The sequence below is a fragment of the Thermophagus sp. OGC60D27 genome, from assembly GCF_052400625.1.
In the GTDB taxonomy this organism is placed as follows: Bacteria; Bacteroidota; Bacteroidia; order Bacteroidales; family Marinilabiliaceae; genus Thermophagus.
Genome location: NZ_JBQTGH010000011.1, coordinates 87,267 through 104,910, shown reverse-complemented (window position 1 = coordinate 104,910; position 17,644 = coordinate 87,267). Strand labels below are relative to the sequence as shown.

Here is a 17,644-nt window from a genome sequence, read left to right as displayed (position 1 = left end):
TTAACAAGCCAAACTTCCGAAATCACCAGACCTCACGCAACAGCCCGCTCTATTTCGCGAACTGCCGCCCCCAACCATCACCTCAGCAAATCATTCAACGAAGACCGGATATCAGGAAATAAAAATTGAAATCCTCCTTCCGGTAAACGTCTCCCGACCACTTTTTGCCCCTGCATCAGAACACTTGCCGCCTCCCCGTACATCATTTCTATAGCCCAGCCGGGGATTCTCATAAATGTGGGACGCTTTAGCACTTCTCCCAATTCCTTTGTAAATTCCCCATTGGTTATCATTTGAGGAGCCACAAAATTATATATCCCTTCCTGATCAGCCGATGAAATAAGCCATTGAATAGCCCTTACAGCATCATCTACATGAATAAAGGGCATTGGCTGGAAACCATCCCCCATTTTACCCCCCAAACCTAATTTAAAGGGAGTAATCATTTTCCTCAAAGCACCCCCCTTATTAGATAATACCACTCCAAAGCGAGCGATGCACAATCGCATGTTAATACGATTAACCTTATACATCTCTTTTTCCCAATCCTGACACACTTTCCCCAAAAAATCATTGGAATATTCATTGGAATATTCATCATGAACATTCAACGTATCATAAATTCCAACAGCGGAAGCAGATACCACTACCTTGGGTAAAGATTTCATCCGTCCCATGGCTTGCCGAAGAAGTGATGTTGAATCCACCCGGCTGCTATAAATGGTTTCTTTCCACTGGGTCGTCCACCGTTTTAAAACAGGGGCTCCCGCCAGATTAACCACAGCATCACAGCCTTCTAATTTTTCGGCCAAAGCAACTTCTCCCTTTCCGAAATCATCCCGTAATAGCCCAATCACCGAATAACCTTCTTTACGTAAATGCTCTGATAATGCCCGCCCGATAAGACCGGTAATTCCGCTAATAGCAATATTCATGATGAAACGTTTTTAGCGTGTTAATCCTGCCGCCTCCAGACGTTTTTCCAACTCTTCGGCCGAGATGTTATATTCTCCCCTTCCATTCTGGAAAAAACTAATCCTGCCTCGTTCTTCCGAAACCACAATAGCCACAGCATCCGTAGATTCGGTAATGCCCATCCCGGCCCTGTGCCTCAAACCTAAACGCTTGGGAAGCTCCATGTTTTGTGAAACCGGCAAAATACAACCCGCTGCTTTGATCTTATTTCTATTAATGATTACCGCCCCATCATGCAACGGATTATTTTTAAAAAAAATGGACTCTATCAATCGCCGGGAAATAACGGCATTCAAAAGTTCCCCTGTATGAACAAAATCAAGCAACTCGGAATTCTTGGTGATCACAATTAAGGCGCCGGTCCGGGTGCGTGTAAAATAGTCGCATGCCTGCACGACCGGTTTTATGTAGATATTCATCATCCCGGCACCTGCCGACTTTCCCTCAAAAAAACGCTCAAACGAAAATTTATTATGCAAGTTATAGCGGCTTCCTAACAATAACAAAAAACGCCTAATCTCCTGCTGAAAAACTACTATGATGGCCAGCACACCAACGTTGACAAAATTATCAAGGATGGTAGAGGATAATTCCATTTTCAATGACTTGATCAATAGCCAAAAGACAATAAATGCAAAAATCCCAATAAAAATATTTAGCGCAACGGTGCCTTTGATCAGCTTATAAAGCCGAAACATCAAATATGCAACCAGAAAAATATCTACCAGGTCGATAAATCGTATCTCTAAAAATGTCATATTAAATTTTTATCGTGCATCAATTGATCTTTTTCTTCTCCTTTATCTCCCTCATGGCTTTCAATAGTCAGTGGCCTCTAATGCCGAAAATCCTGATCCGTCATTTTCGATACCAGTTTAACACATTCCACAGCTTCCTTAACATCATGGACCCTTAAAACATTGGCTCCTTTGGTCAAAGCCAAAGTATTAAGTACGCTGGTACCATTGAGGGCATCCTCCGGAGAGCCATTAAGATACTTAAAAATCATCGATTTCCGAGACAAGCCGACCAAAATTGGACATTCAAGCATACAAAATTGCTCCAGGTCTTTCAACAATTGATAATTATGCTCAATGGTTTTTCCAAAACCAAACCCCGGGTCGATAACTACATCTGAAACTCCCAATTCCCTCAGTCGGTTCAGTTTTTCCGACAAATACAATATCACCTCCCGAGTGACATCCTCGTAATAGGGTTGCTCCTGCATATGGGCAGGCGTCCCTTTCATATGCATTAAAATATAGGGAACTTTCAGTTGGGCCACGGTTTCAAACATGGCTTCATCCAATTCCCCCCCTGAAATATCATTGATGATATCTATCTCGAAATGCTCAACGGCCTGACGTGCAATAGAACTTCGGAAAGTATCAACTGAAATCAATAGATCGGGCCACTTCTTACGCACCGCTTCCAAAACCGGCCACAGTCGCAAACCTTCCTCTTCCGCCGAGATATCTGAAGCTCCCGGACGGGAGGAATAGGCGCCTATATCCACAATGCTTCCACCCTGACTCAAAATCTCCTCCACCCGTTGCAACGCTTTCTCTGGGGCCGAAACTCTGCTTCCCTTATAAAAACTGTCGGGCGTTATATTAACAATACCCATTACCAACGGTTGGGTTAAATCGACCAGTCTCCCCCGACAATTAATAGTTTGCGCTTTATGTAAAAATCGGTTTTCTACTTTAAAGTCTTCCATCCTTATTCCTTTTAGCCTCAACAAAAAAAACTAAAAAAAGAGAGTTTTCAAAGGTTTATATCATGACAACACCATAAAACAAGAAAATAGTCTTCTGTCTCGACAGGTTCCGTAGCTTTTTTGTATTTTTACGGCTCAAAATAAGGATATGGCAGAAAAAACAGACCAACAATACGAACACATCATTTCACTGTGCAGGGATGTTTTTAAAAAAAAGATGGCCGATTATGGCACGGCTTGGCGTATTCTGAGACCCAGCTCCATGACCGACCAGATCTTCATCAAAGCTCAGAGAATCAGAAGCATTGAAACCAAAGGGGAAGCCCGAATACAAGAAGATATTCGTTCCGAATTCATCGGAATCGTCAACTATGCAACAATGGGACTGATTCAATTGGAACTGGGTGCCAGCGACAACCCGGCCATGGATCCCCAGGAAGCAGTCGATCTATACAATAGGTATATTTTCCAGGCCAAACGACTCATGACCGACAAAAATCATGATTATGATGAAGCCTGGAGAAAAATGCGGATCAGCTCATTTACCGATCTCATTTTAATGAAAATTCACCGGACCAAACAGATCGAAAATAATCAGGGCAAGACCCTGGTCTCGGAAGGTATTGATGCCAATTATATGGACATCATCAATTATGCAGTTTTTGGTCTGATTAAAATTGAATTTCCACAAGACCACACGGATGATACAGAAACCAAACAATAAAACTAAACCTTAATACATCATCACCATGTGGAATATTTTACGATCATTCAGCCGTATTTTTGTAGGTGCCACCTTTGTCTTTTCCGGTTTTGTAAAAGCGGTTGACCCCATAGGTGGCGGGATTAAATTTCACGATTATTTCCAAGCCTTCCATTTAGAATGGCTCATGTTTCTCGGCCTGCCATTGGGGATAGGACTGGCCGTCCTTGAGTTTACCATGGGGATATTACTCATCTTCAACATATTTCCCCGCAAGACAACCACTTTATCATTCATTTTTCTCAGTTTTTTCACTCTCCTCACCCTCGTTTTAGCCATTTTTAATCCCGTATCGGATTGCGGCTGTTTTGGAGATGCCATAAAATTAACCAATTGGCAAACCTTCTGGAAAAATATTGTTATAATGGTTTTCGCCACATTTCTCTTTCTGTCCAGAGAAAGCCTCACATCCCCCTACCCTTTGATTCGTCAGCGCATCTTTTTGCTGGCAATGATTCTTTGGGTGGCAGGCATCTCATTGTATAGTCTTGTCCACCTTCCCCTGTTGGATTTTAGACCTTACGCCATAGGGACTCATATTCCATCGGGCATGATAATCCCGGATGATGCTCCGCAACCACAGTATAAGACAACTTTTATTTTGGAAAAAAATAATGTCAGAAAGGAGTTTTCCGAAGAAGATTACCCTTACGATGATACCACATGGGTATTCATCGACAGTAAAACACAACTCCTGTCAGAAGGTTATCAACCTCCCATCCACGATTTTGTTCTGCAACACCCCGAGGAAGGGAATATTACAGACCGTTTAATGACTCTGGAAAACCCGCTTTTTCTGATTATTTCACCAAATATCAATCACATAAAAGAAAAAACAGCAATCCAATTGGCAGAGCTGCAACAAGCCGCCAACGATCAAGGTGCCCTTTTTTATTTGGTGACCTCTTCATCGCTCGAAGATGCTGAAAAAATTAATCGCTCATACAAAACCAATTTTGAGTTTTTACAAGGCGACGAAACCAACCTAAAAACCATTGTCCGTTCCAATCCCGGCATGTTGCTCATCATTAAAGGCACCATTGTCGGAAAATGGCATTACAACGATTTGCCAGCGGCCTCCCGCATGCAAAACCCGCTATCCACAGCCCTGAAACTTCAACAGAAAAAGAGAAACAATTTGTTAATATTCGGCTATGTAGCCTTGATAGCGCTACTGGCAGCATTGATATTAAAATCCAACAATCAAGTAAAACCATAAAACAAAAGAACAATGAGACAAAACATTGTAGCAGGAAACTGGAAAATGAACAAGACCCTGCAAGAGGGGGTAGAATTGGCTAAAGAACTCCAAAATGCATTACAAGCCAAAGCACCCAACTGCAGAGTGATCATAGGAACCCCTTTTATTCATCTCTCAGAAGTATGCAAAACCGTTGACCAAGAATTGATCGGCGTGGCCGCACAAAACTGTGCAGATCATGAATCTGGTGCCTACACAGGCGAAGTATCGCCCGAAATGGTGAAATCGACAGGTGCTTCCTATGTGATCCTTGGACACAGCGAAAGAAGAGCCTATTATCATGAAGACAATGCCATTCTCAAAACAAAGGTTGATCTGGCTTTAAAAAATGGATTAACGCCCATCTTTTGTATTGGAGAAGTGTTGGAAGAAAGAGAAGCCAACAAACATTTCGAGGTAGTAAAAAGTCAGATTGAAGAAGCTTTATTCCACCTCTCGGCTGACGATTTCAAAAAAATCATCTTGGCTTACGAACCCGTATGGGCCATCGGTACCGGAAAAACAGCTTCGCCCGACCAAGCTCAGGAAATACATGCCTTCATTCGCAAAACTTTGGCCGAAAAATACGGACAAAATGTTGCCGATGAAATTTCCATCCTCTATGGTGGAAGCTGCAAACCTTCCAACGCCAAAGAACTCTTTGCCAACCCCGACGTAGATGGTGGTCTTATTGGCGGGGCTTCTCTCAAAGCAGACGATTTCATGGGAATTATTGCCGCTTTTTAAGTTTCTAAAATACCCAAAGTGCCAATTGGTGCATTAATGATAATGCCCTTTGGCACTTTTTTTTCACTCGCATGGGAGCGATTCTATTTCGGGTATTGACAGCAAGGAAGAAATAAGTCAATTCCCTGGATTACTTAATTTAACCCTTTAAAATTTCAACTCTAGCAGATGGATTTCATACAAACAACCATTCAAATAACCCCTACCGACGCAACAGCCCGTGAAATCCTGATTGCTCAGCTATGTGAGCTGGGATATGATAGCTTTATGGAAACAGACACCGGGCTAATAGCATATATTCCTTCTGAAAAACATTGTCCGCTTGGACCTGAAAATCTGCCATTTCTTTCTTCCCCCGATTACCGCTTTTCCATTTCATGGGAAAAGATGAAAAACAAAAACTGGAACAAAGAGTGGGAGCAAAACTATTTCAAACCGGTTGTAATCGCGAACCAATGCATTATTCGCTCTCCCTTCCATGAGGTCTCCGAGCAAAAAGTTCCTTACGAAATTCTTATTCAACCCCAAATGTCCTTTGGTACCGGTCATCATGAAACCACGACTCTCATGATTCAACATCTGTTGGAAATGGATCTAACCAATCTTAAAGTTCTGGATATGGGGTGTGGTACGGGCATTCTTGCCATCTTGGCTTCACTCAAAGGTGCGGCCCATATTACCGCCATAGATATTGACCAATGGGCAACCAACAATGCAAAGGATAATATTAATCTCAACCATATTTCCAACATAACCGTTGAGCAGGGTAATGCTGACCTCCTCTCCTCCGATAATCACTTCCACATTATTCTGGCAAATATTAACAGAAACATCCTCCTGCAAGACTTGCCATCCTACGACAAAGCCCTCACAAATAACGGATTAGTAATACTCAGTGGTTTCTACAAAGATGATTTCGAAAAATTAAACGCAATGGCCCTATCGCTGGGGTGGGAACATCTTTCTTTAAAAGAACAGAACAATTGGATAGCTCTCTCGTATAGAAAAAAATAAATTTTATGCGAATGAATCAGCCATGACAATATGAAATTGTCTTAAAGATAATGTCTAAACCTTAGTCGTGCGTGATCCATTCGGCCAATAACATAGAAATATTTATACGAACGAAAAGAGCATCGCAGTTTTTTCTCTTCCCCCACCGGGATCCGAGAATAGGGGTAACCTTTGCCATGCGACGTCTCCCTGCCGGTTACGATTATTCAGGTAGGCTTTGAGAAATAACAATTTTGGTTAATTTAGAAACTAATAAAAATGGAGAAACCGGGTCACGGCCATCACACTTTCTTTGCAACCTTGTTTTTTACTTTTATTTCCGTTTTTTCATATGTCTCTGGATTTTCCCAATCCCGGGGAAACCACTTTTCATCCGCCGGAGAAGCAGAATACTTCAATAAGTTAGAAACCATTTTTAAAGCATCTCCCGAGAAAAAAAGAGCCAAAGAGTTTCTGGATCAGTTCGAGGCATTTTGGTATTCCGATTCTGCACCTGATGAAATAAAACAATCAATCATTGAAATATCTGATTTGCTTTACCAGAAGCAGGCAAGGGCATTTCCCGATTATTTTCTGTTTCTGAACACCATCCAATCCTTTATTGATCAAGGAGCGCCCAATCAAAATTTTTTCACATGGAAAGAGGCGGCCATTACCTTCCTTAATCAACCCCGCTATTATGTCCGTCATTTTGATGAATTATTGAAGACGACCAAAGGCATTCTGGAAGAACAAAAATTATTCAGGTCATCGGGTGTGGCCTGGTATTCTAAAAGCCCCGAATATGCCTTTAAATTTGAAAAAGACACCCTTTTTCTGCAAGTTAAGGCAACCACTTTGGTTTGCCATTCCAGAAACGACAGCATCCAAATTTATAATACCGCCGGCCAATTAAATATTCTGACCGGCCTATGGACCGGCACTTCCGGAAAAATAACCTGGGAAAGAAGCGGGTTTCCCCAAGACAAAGTATTTGCCACCTTTGGAAGCTATACCATCAACATGAGTCGTTCTGATTTTTTTGTTGATAATGTGACCTTTTACAATAAGTTTTATTTCAATGAACCTCTGGAAGGAAGCGTGAAACACCAGGTCATGTTCATCCGCGAACCTTCAGCAAGCAAATATCCACAATTCACCTCTCACCGTCAAACCTTCCATATTAACAATATCCATCCCAACATTAATTACAAAGGTGGTTTTTCGCAGCATGGTGCCAAATTTCGCGGATCAGGGACCGACAATAACCCCGCTACCATTAGCATATTCCGAAACGGCAACCTTTTTATTACGGCACAATCGCTCATCTTTTCTCTGCGAGAAGATGAAATATTGAGCCGAAACACGGCCGTTACCATTCACCTTGATACCGGGCAGATTCGTCATCCCGGTTTGGAGTTTAAATATATGGCGCCCTCTCAGGAACTATATCTCATTCGTAGTGGAGAAGGGATTTCACAAAGTCCCTTCTTTGATACCTACCATAATGTAAGCATCGATTCGGAAATCATATATTGGCAGTTCGATTCCGACTACATGGAGTTTCGCATGCTGCCGGGTTCTGCCAACAACTACTCCTTTTTTGAGTCGTTGGACTATTATCGTGAGGCTTTTTTCGTCAAACTTCAGGGAATGGATGCCATACATCCCCTCTTTGGCCTCCGAAATTGTTACTATCAAAACAAACAACAACCCTTTACGGCCAAACATTATGCCCGCTTTTTGAACAAACCGCTGAGTGAGGTAAGACAACAGGTCCTTCAACTCTCCTTTTACGGTTTTGTCGACTACAATCCAAATACCGACACCATCAAAATACAGGAAAGGCTGAAAGATTACATCCTGTTTCGAATGGGGAAAAAAGACTATGATGTCATTCGATTTAACTCAATAACACCCAAAAATATTCCCAACGCCAAATTTGACCTCAAAAACTATGACCTGGCCCTTCAGGGGGTGAAAAACATTTCCATTAGTGATCGGCAAAACGTGGTATTTATTCCCGAAAAACAGGAAGTAACTCTTAAGTTCAATCGTAATTTCAGCTTTAATGGTCGCATTATCGCTGGTATGATTCAACTCTTTGGCGACGGCTTCTTTTTTTCCTATGATGATTTTAGAATTGATATGTCCACCATCGATTCCATGCGGCTGAACATCGGCACCAATAAAACGGATGAATACGGACAACCCCTTCTGCAACCGGTGGACAATACCATCGCCAAACTGTCGGGATATTTGCAAATTGATACCGCCAGCAATAAATCCGGATTGGTTGACTATCCCCACTTTCCTCTTCTTGTCAGCAACAGAAATTCTTATGTCTACTATGACAGACCCGATATTCAAAGCGGCGCATATTCAAAAGAAAACTTTTACTTTGAACTTCAACCTTTTGAAATAGACAGCCTTAACCAGCTCAATAAAAGGAATATTGTTTTCGATGGAACATTTCGAAGCAATATTTTCCCCGACATAGACGATCAACTCCGGGTTCGGAGCGATTTTTCACTTGGGTTTGTCAAAGCATCTCCTCCGGAAGGCTACCCCATTTATCAAAACAAAGCCACCTTTACCAACACCATCGACCTCAGTAACCAGGGCCTTATTGGAAAAGGCCTACTCAGTTATGGTAATACCAAGGCCGAGTCAGAGGCATTTACTTTTTTGCCGGAGGAAACAAAGGGCATGGCCCAAAACTTCAATGTTGAACCCCAAACCACCGGCGTTGAGCTCCCGGATGTACAGGGACAGAATATATCCATCAGATTCCTGCCTTATGAAGACAAGCTGATGGCCAAACAAACCGATAACTTTTTTAATCTCTTCCAAAAGGAAACCTCCCTGGAGGGAGAACTCACTTATTCGCCTAACGGACTGCAGGCTAAAGGAAAACTCCTCATGCCTACGGCAAACCTGATCTCCGAAAAGATGGACCTGACCCACCACGCACTGATGGCCGACAGCGCTGATTTTCACCTCATCGGTGGTGGAAATGTGGAAGGTATTTCTTTTAAAACCAACAACCTCAAGGCTCAGATCGACTTTGAAAAAAGAAAAGGACGATTCCAGTCGAGAGATGTCGGAAATGTGGTTGAATTTACTGACAACCGATATATTGCATTCATCAACGAATTTACCTGGAACATGGACAATAATGAAATCGTCCTGGGAGCCAGCGGATCAAAAGGGAACAGATTTGTCTCCATTGACCGACGTCAGGACTCCCTCGATTTTATCGCACCCATTGCCATTTATGATGTGGAAGAAAAAACCATCAAAGCACGCGAAGTCCCCAACATCAAAGTCGCTGATGCCAATATAATTCTTAACGACGGGATCATCAACATCCGCGAAAAAGCGGAAATGGACCCGCTGGATTCTACGTTAATTTTAATCAACAACTCTCCCCACAAATTCAAAAATGCACACGTCACCGTTGAAGGTAAATACCAATACCAGGGCAATGGTCAATATGACTTTAGGAATGGGGATAATAAAACCTACACAATCAATTTCAACGACATAACGGTCAACAACAAAAACATCACCGTGGCAAAAGGCTCCATTCCCAACGAGAAACTCTTTACCTTCGACAGCCACTTTGCCTTTAACGGAGATGTAGAACTGAACGCTGCCGAACCATTTCTTTCTTTTGACGGTGGCACGCAACTACTGCATTCTTGTCATCAATATGGGCCACAGGATTATCTGCGATTTAATGCCAGAATTAATCCCGCCGACATCCTAATCCCCGTGGAAGAAAAATCGGTAAATACCGATATAGAAAAACTGAGTCACCATTTTTTCCTACAACTGGACTCCACTCATGCCTACAGTGCTTTCCTGGAAAAAAGCAAAGGCATGAACAACAATCCCATTCTTGATGCCTATGGTTTCCTTAGATATAACGATGATTTAAAAAGCTTCGAAATTGCCCAAAAAGAAAAACTGGCCAATCCAGACTCGGCCGGCAATATTTTGCGTTTCTACAGCGATAAATGCATCGTTAGCGGAACTGGATTACTCGATTTAGCACTCGATCTGGAGCAGGTAAAACTTCATTCATCCGGTACCATTCGCCACTATCGCGACCAGAATGAAATCGAAATAGACGCCCTCTTTGGTGCAGATTTTATGCTCGATCCCAACAGCATTCAAGCCATGGCCAGCATCATTCTGGACTCCAAAGCCGGAGATGCTAATACCGACAAAACAATTCTGGAAAACAGATTAAGAGAATGGACCGACTCAAAAACCGCGGAAAACATCACCAAACAGTATGTTACGGCTGCCGATCTCTCTCAAATAATACCGGACCATCTCAAACATACGCTCTGTTTTACCAACATCCAGTTCAAATGGGATACCCCTTCTCGCTCCTATTATGCCAACGACAAAGCTACGCTGGGCTGGATAAAGGATCAAGCCATTGAAAAAGAAGTGCAGGTAAAAGCGTTAATATCCAGAAGCAGAGGCGGCAACTCATTCGAAATCCATATCCAGTCGGACGAGGATACCTGGTTTTTCTTTAGTTACAACAACGAAAAAATGATGGTTCTCTCGTCCTCTAAAACCTTTAATACTGCCATTCAACAACTCGATATTGACGATCGGAAAATGAAAACCGGCCTCGGACAAGACAATTACGTATTCCAATTAGGGAACAATAACCGTCTTAAGAAATTCATGAACTTTTTTAATGTGGATTCCGATCCGGCCGACGCAGACGATGTCGTTACAGATGATCCTGACCAATCGGTCAGCCAGGATGAGTAAAGTAGAAGACTGAGCCGACTCCGGGGGTAGATTCAAGCCAGATCTTTCCGCCCAGCATTTCCACATGTCCTTTGCAGATGGAAAGACCGAGGCCCGTACCCCCATATTTAGGCTTTATGGTACTGTCGGCCTGCACAAAACGTTCAAAGATCTTCCCCTGGTTATCTTTAGAAATGCCCACTCCTGAATCTCTGACATAGCACAGAATTTCGCCTGAATCCTCCTTCTTATACCCAAATTCAATCTCTCCTTCAGAGGTGAATTTTAAGGCATTGCCCAATAAATTGATAAAGATCTGGCGCAATTTCAGCTCATCACTCCGAATATCACAACCATCATCAGGTAGTCCCAATTCCACCTTTAGTTCTAACCCCTTCGCTTTGGTTTTGGGGCTAAAGACAGAGTGCAGCTCCCTTAACAATAGATTTAAATTCAACAACGATAAATTCAGTTTATCCTGATGCGTCTCAATGGCTGATATCGTGAGAATATCGTTGACCAATTCCAATAATTGCCGGCCACTGTTTACAATGATTGAGGTAAATTCCTTACGATCGTCATCGGTCAGGTAATCCATTCCCAACATTTCCGAAAAACCTATAATCGCATTTAAAGGCGTTCGGATCTCATGTGACATATTCTGTAGGAAGGCAGTCTTCAGCTTTTCACTTTCTTCCGCTTTTTCAATAGCAACACTTAACTCATCATTAATTTTCGACAATTCCTCGTTCATCGCCATATACTCTTCGTTGAGCGCAGCATACTCCTTATTTTGTCGTTCCAGTAACTCCCTGCTTTTCTGAAGAGCTTTCTCGGCCACTTTCCGCTCGGTAATATCCCTTCCAATGCCAATAATCTCCTTTATTTCACCCGATTTGTCAAAAACCGCGGTATCGCTCCACGACAACCACCGCCAACCATCTCTGGTCATAGCACGCTGCTCTATGGTAACCTGATAGGGCGGTTTCAACAACTTCTTTAAGGCCTCCTGAGTCGCCTTTCGGTCGTCAGGATGCACCATTGGAATATACTTTCTATTTTGTAATTCTTCTTTCGTTCGTCCAAAAAGCCGGCAATAGGAAGGACTAACATATAAAAATCGACCATGTTTATCTACCTTTACCACTAAATCATTTTGATTCTCAACCAACAAACGGAATTTCTCTTCGCTCTTTCGAAGGGAATCTTCCGCTTTCAAACGCTCTCGGATATCCCTGCCCACCCCCAATATGGAGGTCACTTTATTGTTTTTATCCGTTAACAATGTGGTGACAACTTCCACCGGTACCGTCCCGCCGCCCCTGTGTCTTATCTCCAGAAAGACACTTTTGACGCGTTCGCTATCGTCCCCTTTTTCAAAGCGGACGATTCGCTCCGGCATGGCAGACATAATCTTTTCATATGATTTTTTAGAAACAACCTCCTCCAACCCTTTACCAACCACCTCATTATAAGAATACCCCGATATTTTCTTTACCGAAGGACTAATATAACTGAGTTTCCCTGTATTATGGTTAAATATGGTAATAAGATCACCTGCATTCTCTGAAATCAACCGATACCGTTCCTCACTCTTCTTAAGCTTTTTTTCTACAATAACCTGCTTGGTGATATCATAAAAAATCGCTGCAAAACCATTTTCACCCCACGGCGCAGCCGATATTCTAAAATATTTATTGGCCGGTTCAAAATATCCATCAAAAATCACCGATTTCTTCTCTTTGACGACCTGGCTAAATTGTTCCAAATAATAAGCTTTCCCAAAGATCTTTTTGGTATCTGCTCCAATTACTTTCTTATACGGGATCGTGGTTAATATCTCAAATGCTGAATTGACATCCTTTATTATATAGTTTTTGGGATTACCCTCATCATCCAGTATTATTTCATGAAAGGCAACCCCTTCGCGCATGGCCGAAAATAGAGTAAGAAATCGATCTTGACTCTCTTTTAATCTCGAAGAATATTTTTCTATCTGTTTTTCAAGCAAATAACGACGATTCACCAAAACCACAATTATCACAGAAATAACCAGGCTTACCAATATTCCCAAAATCAATACCGAGACAAAGACAGTATCACCATAAATTTCATAATAGCCCGACAAGGGAACGATGGATATGTTATATACTTTCCCAAAAAAGAAATCATAATACTCATAAGATAATTCATTCCTCTTCCCGAAAACAGCCGGTAATAAAAGATTATTACAATCCTGCCGGGGCGCCTCCAGATGATCTATTTGCAATAGCGAAATCTCAAAATAAGGATCATCTTCCGTATTGACTCGTGAAATACTTTCTAATAATTGTGTCAGATCCAGGGACACAATGACAAATCCATTTGTCTGCCGGTTTTTGTCCCTGGTTCTTAAAAAAAGTTCAACCCACTTTTTACCATGATCAACACAAGTATTGGTAACTGAAATATATCCGCTTTTCAAGGCCTCTAACACAGCGTTCCGCCGTAAAGTATCTTCTCGCAATATCAGTTTTCTGTTCTCTGAAAACTGAACTGTTTCAGGAACCTGATATTCAATAACAAAATTATCGTCAGATTCAGAGAGTTGTCGGGCCCACCCAACGGCCTCCACAAACGGATAGTTCACTAAATCCTGCACATAATCGGCAAATTCATTTTCGGTGACTTCTTCACTGACCTCAAACAAACGAGCCAATCCCGAAACCGAATAGCGCACCTTATTGATGGTTTGCGAAATCACACTGCCACGACCATGCGCACTCTGCGAAAAAACAATCTGATGATACCGTAGGCTTTTCTGGTAAGAAAAATGGGTCACATACAGCGTGATGAGCAAGCCTGATATAAACAGCAAAATGCCTTCCCGAAAATAAAAGACCCGTTGGTAGAAGACCCTTTGCAGCCCTTTTTTCCTCCTTAGTGATGACCGAACATAGATCAGAACAATAATCAACAAACATAATGTCAGACAAAAGGGAATAATTCTTACCAGAAAAAGATTCCGTTCCCACATCTCTGCAGAAACACTCATCCCTATAACCAATAAAACTTTATCGTTCGATTTGTCCAGCAAAGGAAGATAGCAGCTCACATTTTGTCCAAACCCATCATTATGACGACCGGCAAAATAGATCGTACGGCTGAGAACCACGCTGTCCAATATGTCTCTGTCGGTTGGGTACTTACTCCCGGGAGAAAAATAATAGGGATCATCACTCTGGTGGTTCATGGGCCCAAAATAATAGTGCCGTCCCCTTTTTTGAAGCGTGTAAATATGATGTACTCCGGTAAGTTTTGAATAATGATTCAATAAATTGGCAACTCTGTTGAAGTGAACGGAATTTTCATCCTCTTGCGTAAATGTAATTGGTGTGGTATCTTCCGATTGAAACAATCCCGACAGGTCCTTTAAATTGTTTATCAGTGCCTGTTTCATAAAAGACTCCTGGGTTCGGGAAGCTTCCCTGCCTATCACCCAGCCTCCAAAAATAATTATAAAGGCCAGAATTAAACCGGAGCCCTTAGGACCAAACCAGCGTGAAAAGAAACCTTCACGAACCGAATTGTTGGGATTTCCTGATTTATCACCGTTCTTTTTTATTTGAATAAATAATACGACTAAAATTGATAACACCAATACGATGAAGGCAATATCAATATACTTTATTATAGTAATCATTTATTATAAATTCCTACAACATCATAATATTTAGAATTACCTAATTTATACATTTTTATTTAAACAACAACACGATTTGCTTTAACTTAACAAATTCACTATTTAAAAATTCCCGTAAACCCAGGTGGGATGAGCCTCCGGAGCTATTCTCTCTCAAAAAAACGGCACGTTACACGCAAACCTGTTTCTTACCTTCCTTTATTTTTCCGGTCGATGGCACCAATGGCAAAAATGGCACCCACAAGCACCATAGCAGCACCCACATACGACATGGCGCCAACCGGAGGAACGTCAAACCAGGTTACATGGCTCCAAAACAGAATCTCCATCACAACAAAGGTTATCACCGGATTAATGGTTATTATCATACTAACCTTATTGGCCTCCGCATATTTTAATGCCAACGATAGTGATCCGTATGCAACCAGCGTGTTGCCACCCAAAAACAATAACAATAAGACTTTCCCTAACGAATCAACGGCCAGTAGAGAAGAAAAATCGGCTAACGGAAGAAAAAGAATTGCGGGAACTCCATATAGAATCAAATTAATCTGGCCCGAGGCTATATTGCGGACCAATATTTTATTGAGTACGGCATAGGCGGTCCAGGCCAAAGCACCGGTCAACACCCACAACACCCCCAAATTCAACATTGCAGGCTCATTAACAAGTGTTTGTAATTGCTGAAAATAAAAGAAAGTAAAACCCAAAAGAGCTAACAAAAAGCCAAATGCCCGAATTCGAGTGAGTCGCTCCTTGAAAAACAAAAAGCCGGTTAAAGCCAACATGATGGGACCTAGTTGTATCATTACCTGGGTTACCGCTGGTCCTGCATAATGCACCCCTTGCATAAAACCAATGTAATTCAACCCCAACAAGGCGCCTGCCAACAAGAGCTTCAGGGGCGGCTTTTTCAAAATTGTTAAATACCCCCGGCGGTTGATCGCAAAATATATCACCAAAAACGCAAAGGCCATAGTAAACCGCCACCAAACAACCGTATAGGAATCAAAATAGGCTAACGAAATCTTTAAGACAATGGCTAAAACGCCCCACAACAGGGCTGTGATAGTGGCATATAGTATGCCTTTGCTCGAATCGGTCATCAATTTTTTAATTTATTTTTAGTTCGTATTAATCCCACCTCTTTCAGTAAAATCCGAAGCTCCCCACATAAGGAAGGAAAAGTAATGGTAGGCCTTCATTGCAATACTTCTGTTAGCTGACAAAATTGATATTTTTCCCGGAAAGAAGCAACGACCCCACATTTTATAATGACCGATTCTGTCGATCTCTCCCCCCCCTTTCTTCACCGAACTTCCCATCGGTAGCGCAGCTTTAGTTAACCCCAATCCGGGCATCCTTAACGTTCTGTTGACCTTGGCCATTTTTTATTTTTTTTTAAAATTTGTAATATCATCAAACAACTGAATATCACATGACAGGCATTATTTTTTCAGGATTCACATAAATGTTCATCCAAAGTTAAGATTACCAAAACCCGATGCAGGGATAAAAAGCAATTATTGCATCTGAATGCAAGGCAATACGAAAAAAAGGTGTACTCAGTTTGTTTTAAAAAATTTTATGTCTCCGGGTCATCAACTATCCGGTCGACTCTAATCACCTAAACAGCTCAGATTTAAACATAAAACTCACCAAAAACACTAATCCTTTAAAACAAACAGCTATGGCATTTCTATATCGGTTAATCAAAAATCCGTTAAAAAACAGTAATGAGAACTATATCGCCGTGATTCATGGTAATCGCACAATAACCGAAAAAGAATTAATGGATCATATGGTCAATCAAGGCTCTACCATTACAATGGCGGATGTGAAGGCGGTACTGGAAGCGCTGCAAAAGGCCATAATATTTTTTTTACGGGAAGGGGTAAACATCAAAACCCGATTGTTTAATTTCCGCTTGTCCATTAGGGGAACCTTCGATTCGGAAGAGGACTACTTCACCCCCTCCCGACATCAGTTGTATGTGGTTTGTTCCCCTTCAAAACATTTAAAAGAAGCGCTTTCAATAGTAACGCCTAAAAGGTTAAACACGCTTCCCATGACACCTATCATTAGAAGAATTACCGACTTACACACCAATACCATAAATAAATTAATAACGGCCAATAATGTTATTCTTGTTGAGGGATCAAGACTTAAAATTGACCCAAACGACCCGGAACAGGGAATATTCTTTATCGACCAAAACAAGAACGAAATACGTCCGCAAAAAATACATACCAACACTCCATCCCGACTCCTCCTTAGTCTGCCGGAAGACATGCATGGGCCCGTTGAAGTGGAAATAAGAGTGCCGGCGTTTAAAGACCGACACATAAAAACCTTTCGCTTCCCCTATCCATTGAATGTGGAAACGCTTAATGGCTGAGCCGTTCATCTCCGACCCACAAAAAACGAACACAGAAGACAGCCCTGAAACTATATGGTTTTATTATTTCGGGGCTGGTTTTCTCCGATACAATTCTACCACCCCACGACACCGATCCTCCATCCAGATGTCACCCATAACACGCCTCACCAACTTTTAAACAACATACAATCTTATATTAATTTCCATACCACCCATTTCAGGTGGCTTTTGCAAATAGTTCAGGCAGTAGCGATTTTTCTTGAAAAGCCACGCGAATCTAATAAAAAAAGCAAAAGCGCTTTTTTTATTAAATCCGTTTTGCTTTGTTATAAAAAGCCGACCGGCTTTTTTACAATTAGCCGTTC

12 protein-coding genes are annotated in these 17,644 nt (G+C 41.8%); 6 read left to right on the top strand and 6 right to left on the bottom strand.

Translation table 11 applies throughout. The annotated features are described in order from the left end of the window. Nucleotides 1-77 precede the first annotated feature (77 nt). From ACT29H_RS13885 to folP, 3 genes are all read right to left on the bottom strand, one after another. Complete coding sequence (locus tag ACT29H_RS13885; protein ID WP_444822245.1) at nt 78-935, bottom strand: TIGR01777 family oxidoreductase; 858 nt, start codon at nt 933-935, stop codon at nt 78-80. A 12-nt stretch (nt 936-947) separates the two neighbouring features. Beyond that, nucleotides 948-1,733 carry a diadenylate cyclase CdaA gene (gene cdaA / locus ACT29H_RS13880; RefSeq protein WP_444822244.1) on the bottom strand — a complete coding sequence of 262 codons (786 nt, stop codon included), beginning with the start codon at nt 1,731-1,733 and terminating at the stop codon, nt 948-950. Nucleotides 1,734-1,810: 77 nt separating this feature from the next. Continuing rightward, complete coding sequence (gene folP, locus ACT29H_RS13875; RefSeq protein ID WP_444822243.1) at nt 1,811-2,695, bottom strand: dihydropteroate synthase; 885 nt, start codon at nt 2,693-2,695, stop codon at nt 1,811-1,813. A 148-nt stretch (nt 2,696-2,843) separates the two neighbouring features. Here folP and ACT29H_RS13870 point away from each other — a divergent pair, with 148 nt between their 5' ends. From ACT29H_RS13870 to ACT29H_RS13850, 5 genes are all read left to right on the top strand, one after another. Then, nucleotides 2,844-3,419, top strand: a complete 576-nt coding sequence (locus ACT29H_RS13870) for a DUF1599 domain-containing protein (protein WP_444822242.1) — start codon at nt 2,844-2,846, stop codon at nt 3,417-3,419. Between the two features lie 25 nt (nt 3,420-3,444). Next, the gene (locus ACT29H_RS13865) at nt 3,445-4,677 is read left to right on the top strand and encodes a BT_3928 family protein (RefSeq protein ID WP_444822241.1); all 1,233 of its coding nucleotides are present in this window, start codon (nt 3,445-3,447) and stop codon (nt 4,675-4,677) included. Nucleotides 4,678-4,689: 12 nt separating this feature from the next. After that, nucleotides 4,690-5,445 (top strand): triose-phosphate isomerase, encoded by a 756-nt coding sequence (gene tpiA, locus ACT29H_RS13860; RefSeq protein ID WP_444822240.1) that lies wholly within the window; start codon nt 4,690-4,692, stop codon nt 5,443-5,445. A 168-nt stretch (nt 5,446-5,613) separates the two neighbouring features. Continuing rightward, on the top strand, nt 5,614-6,459 hold the full coding sequence (prmA, locus tag ACT29H_RS13855; protein WP_444822239.1) for a 50S ribosomal protein L11 methyltransferase: 846 nt from the start codon (nt 5,614-5,616) through the stop codon (nt 6,457-6,459). Nucleotides 6,460-6,717: 258 nt separating this feature from the next. Then, complete coding sequence (locus ACT29H_RS13850) at nt 6,718-11,238, top strand: hypothetical protein (RefSeq protein ID WP_444822238.1); 4,521 nt, start codon at nt 6,718-6,720, stop codon at nt 11,236-11,238. On the opposite strand, the gene ACT29H_RS13845 is transcribed toward ACT29H_RS13850, so the two are convergent. The 3 genes from ACT29H_RS13845 to ACT29H_RS13835 form a co-directional block, all read right to left on the bottom strand. Beyond that, entirely contained in the window at nt 11,222-14,899 is a 3,678-nt protein-coding gene (locus tag ACT29H_RS13845) for a PAS domain S-box protein (protein WP_444822237.1), read from the bottom strand. The genes ACT29H_RS13850 and ACT29H_RS13845 overlap by 17 nt on opposite strands. 188 nt (nt 14,900-15,087) lie before the next feature. Then, nucleotides 15,088-16,005: a DMT family transporter gene (locus ACT29H_RS13840; RefSeq protein ID WP_444822236.1), complete on the bottom strand. Its 918-nt coding sequence runs from the start codon at nt 16,003-16,005 to the stop codon at nt 15,088-15,090. Between the two features lie 18 nt (nt 16,006-16,023). Further along, entirely contained in the window at nt 16,024-16,287 is a 264-nt protein-coding gene (locus tag ACT29H_RS13835) for a hypothetical protein (RefSeq protein WP_444822235.1), read from the bottom strand. A 302-nt stretch (nt 16,288-16,589) separates the two neighbouring features. Here ACT29H_RS13835 and ACT29H_RS13830 point away from each other — a divergent pair, with 302 nt between their 5' ends. Continuing rightward, complete coding sequence (locus ACT29H_RS13830; RefSeq protein WP_444822234.1) at nt 16,590-17,297, top strand: HU family DNA-binding protein; 708 nt, start codon at nt 16,590-16,592, stop codon at nt 17,295-17,297. Nucleotides 17,298-17,644 lie beyond the last annotated feature (347 nt).

Coding starts and splice junctions, on each gene's coding strand:
- ACT29H_RS13885 (WP_444822245.1), bottom strand. CDS start 935: ATGAATATTGCTATTAGCGGAATTACCGGTCTTATCGGGCGGGCATTA.
- cdaA (WP_444822244.1), bottom strand. CDS start 1,733: ATGACATTTTTAGAGATACGATTTATCGACCTGGTAGATATTTTTCTG.
- folP (WP_444822243.1), bottom strand. CDS start 2,695: ATGGAAGACTTTAAAGTAGAAAACCGATTTTTACATAAAGCGCAAACT.
- ACT29H_RS13870 (WP_444822242.1), top strand. CDS start 2,844: ATGGCAGAAAAAACAGACCAACAATACGAACACATCATTTCACTGTGC.
- ACT29H_RS13865 (WP_444822241.1), top strand. CDS start 3,445: ATGTGGAATATTTTACGATCATTCAGCCGTATTTTTGTAGGTGCCACC.
- tpiA (WP_444822240.1), top strand. CDS start 4,690: ATGAGACAAAACATTGTAGCAGGAAACTGGAAAATGAACAAGACCCTG.
- prmA (WP_444822239.1), top strand. CDS start 5,614: ATGGATTTCATACAAACAACCATTCAAATAACCCCTACCGACGCAACA.
- ACT29H_RS13850 (WP_444822238.1), top strand. CDS start 6,718: ATGGAGAAACCGGGTCACGGCCATCACACTTTCTTTGCAACCTTGTTT.
- ACT29H_RS13845 (WP_444822237.1), bottom strand. CDS start 14,899: ATGATTACTATAATAAAGTATATTGATATTGCCTTCATCGTATTGGTG.
- ACT29H_RS13840 (WP_444822236.1), bottom strand. CDS start 16,005: ATGACCGATTCGAGCAAAGGCATACTATATGCCACTATCACAGCCCTG.
- ACT29H_RS13835 (WP_444822235.1), bottom strand. CDS start 16,287: ATGGCCAAGGTCAACAGAACGTTAAGGATGCCCGGATTGGGGTTAACT.
- ACT29H_RS13830 (WP_444822234.1), top strand. CDS start 16,590: ATGGCATTTCTATATCGGTTAATCAAAAATCCGTTAAAAAACAGTAAT.